This is a genomic window from Martelella sp. (genome assembly GCF_984369615.1).
Map to the genome: position 1 here is coordinate 1 of NZ_CFHTCS010000490.1, position 2,623 is coordinate 2,623.

The 2,623-nt window shown below is 63.2% G+C and carries 3 protein-coding genes; 1 reads left to right on the forward strand and 2 read right to left on the reverse strand.

What is annotated here, in order from left to right; genetic code table 11:
- The first annotated feature begins 208 nt into the window (after window positions 1–208).
- On the forward strand, window positions 209–604 hold the full coding sequence (locus AC5DC2_RS22700; protein ID WP_024707878.1) for a VOC family protein: 396 nt from the start codon (window positions 209–211) through the stop codon (window positions 602–604).
- Here the strand turns inward: AC5DC2_RS22700 and AC5DC2_RS22705 are convergent.
- On the reverse strand, window positions 556–1,218 hold the full coding sequence (locus tag AC5DC2_RS22705; RefSeq protein WP_024707879.1) for an AraC family transcriptional regulator: 663 nt from the start codon (window positions 1,216–1,218) through the stop codon (window positions 556–558). The genes AC5DC2_RS22700 and AC5DC2_RS22705 overlap by 49 nt on opposite strands.
- A gap of 165 nt (window positions 1,219–1,383) precedes the next feature.
- Window positions 1,384–2,623, reverse strand: a 1,240-nt coding sequence (locus AC5DC2_RS22710; protein ID WP_491700127.1) for an AAA family ATPase, incomplete at its 5' end; no start/stop codon positions are given.

Genomic DNA, 2,623 nt, shown 5'->3' on the forward strand with positions numbered 1-2,623 from the left:
CTTTGTGCGTCCGAATGGACGCACGGCGCTCTAGATCTGTTCCGCCTTTCACCCTGTTGGCGCCCGCCCACACCGGCGACAGAGCTGACCGGCGCGCGTGGTTGCCTATCTCCTCCTGACGCAAACGCGCTTGTGTCGTGATCTTTCAAGACAGAGGCAGCCGCCCGGCGCAGAATGGTCTTCGGAACCACCCAACCGGAGAACCATCATGATCCTGAGATACACGATCCTTTACGTCGACAACGTCGCCGAAACGCTGGACTTTTACGAGCGCGCCTTCGACATGAAGCGGAGCTTCCTGCATGAATCGGGAGACTATGGCGAGCTCGCCACCGGCGAGACGAAGCTCGCCTTTTCCTCCACCCGGCTGATGCGCGAACTTGGCAAGACGCCGGGCAAGCCCCGTCCCGAATCTCCGGTCTTCGAAATCGCTTTCGAGACCGATGACGTCCGATCCGGCTTCGATCGCGCGCTCGCCGCCGGCGCAAGACCCGTGCAGGAGGTGCGTCACGAACCCTGGGGCCAGACGACCTCCTATGTCTGCGATCCGAATGGCTATCTCGTTGAAATCTGCTCGCCGGTCCAGTTGCCGAGCGCCGGCTGACAGAGCAGTGCGAGCGTAGGCTGGCGCCGGCGCAACCCCGCCGGCGTCACGCCGAACCATCGCGTCAGGTCACGCGTCATATGCGCCTGGTCGCTGAAGCCACAGGCATCGGCGATTTCGGCAAGGGACATCTCCGACCGCAGCATTCCGACGGCACGCCTGGCACGGGCCAGCAGCCGCCAGAAATCGGGCGGAGGCAGGGCGCGGCCGAGAAAAGACCGTTGCAGCGTGCGCACTGATATGCCGAGGCGTTTGGACGCCGACAGGACAGTGGCGCCCGGCTCGCTCAACGCCATGATCACGTCGTCCAGGCTGTCGCGCCTCTGGCATTCGTCTCCGAGGATCGTCTCGACGCATTCGGGCGACGCGGCAATCGCCTCCAACGCCATGGGCGAGATCGTCGCGCCCGGACGAAGACGAAACCCTTCGATTTCGACGCCGGAATCAAGGGCGGCCCGGCGCGGCAGGAAATCAAGCTCGGTCACGAGAACCCGAACAGGCGCGCAAGGCGGGCGAAGGACCAGTAGATCACGGCAACCGTCGGGAAAGACGATGTGCGTTTCAGCTTTCGGCGCGCTGTGCCGCCAGCGCTGAAATCCGGGTGTCGTCGTCATGGGGGGATTTTATCATGATCGGCGCTCGCGCCAAATCGAAAGTCGGAGCCCGCATTCGCGATACCGATACGCGCGGCGCACGGCGCGACGTCTTTTGGAGAAGGTCCCACGGAAAACGCCGGGCGAAGGGCCCGGCGTTTCCATAGCTCGTGATGTGCACGCCGCTCAGCTGTCGGCGGCGGACTTGCTGGACTTCGAGCCCTTCCTGCCGGCCTTGCCCTTCGGCCCGTCCGACTTCAGTTCGGACGGCTTGACCGGCGTTGAGTCCGGAATGGCATCGAGCGTCAGTTCTTGCCCGCCGTCCTCGTCCGTCTTCACGTCGACGCGGACAACGCCGCCCTTCTTGAGCTTGCCGAACAGGATCTCGTTGGCGAGCGGCTTCTTGATATGTTCCTGAATGACGCGCGAGAGCGGACGGGCGCCCATCTTCTCGTCATAGCCGCGCGAGGCCAGCCATTCGACCGCCCTGTCCTCCAGTTCGAAGGTGACGTTGCGTTCCGAAAGCTGCGATTCGAGCTGCATGACGAATTTTTGCACGACCTGATGGATGACCTCCGTCGGCAGCGGCGCAAACGGGATGATGGCATCCAGGCGGTTGCGGAATTCCGGCGTGAAGATGCGGTTCAGCGCCTCTTCGTCATCGCCGGTGCGCCGCGAAGACCCGAAGCCGATCGCCGACTTCGACATTTCGGCAGCCCCCGCATTGGTCGTCATGATCAGGATCACGTTGCGGAAGTCGATCTTCTTGCCGTTATGGTCGGTCAGCGAACCGTGGTCCATCACCTGCAGCAGGATATTGTAGATATCCGGATGCGCCTTCTCGATCTCGTCCAGGAGCACCACGCAATGGGGATGCTGGTCGACGCCATCGGTCAGAAGGCCGCCCTGGTCGAAGCCGACATAGCCGGGAGGCGCGCCCAGAAGGCGGGACACCGTATGCCGCTCCATATATTCCGACATGTCGAACCGCAGAAGCTCGACGCCGAGCGAGGAGGCAAGCTGCTTCGATACCTCGGTCTTGCCGACGCCCGTGGGGCCGGAGAAGATATAGGAGCCGATCGGCTTGTTGGGCTCGCGAAGTCCCGCGCGGGCAAGCTTGATCGAGGTTGCAAGCGCGTCGATCGCCTTGTCCTGGCCATAGACCACCGAGCGCAGTTCCTGCTCGAGATTGGCAAGCACCTGCTCGTCGTCCTTGGACACCGACTTCGGCGGGATGCGGGCCATGGTGGCAACGGTTGCCTCGATCTCCTTTTCGGTGATCATCTTGCGCCGGCGCGAGACGGGAAGCAGCATCTGCGCCGCGCCGCTCTCGTCGATCACGTCAATGGCCTTGTCCGGCAGCTTGCGATCCGAGATGTAGCGCGCCGACAGTTCCACCGCCGCCTCGATGGCATCGTTGGTATAG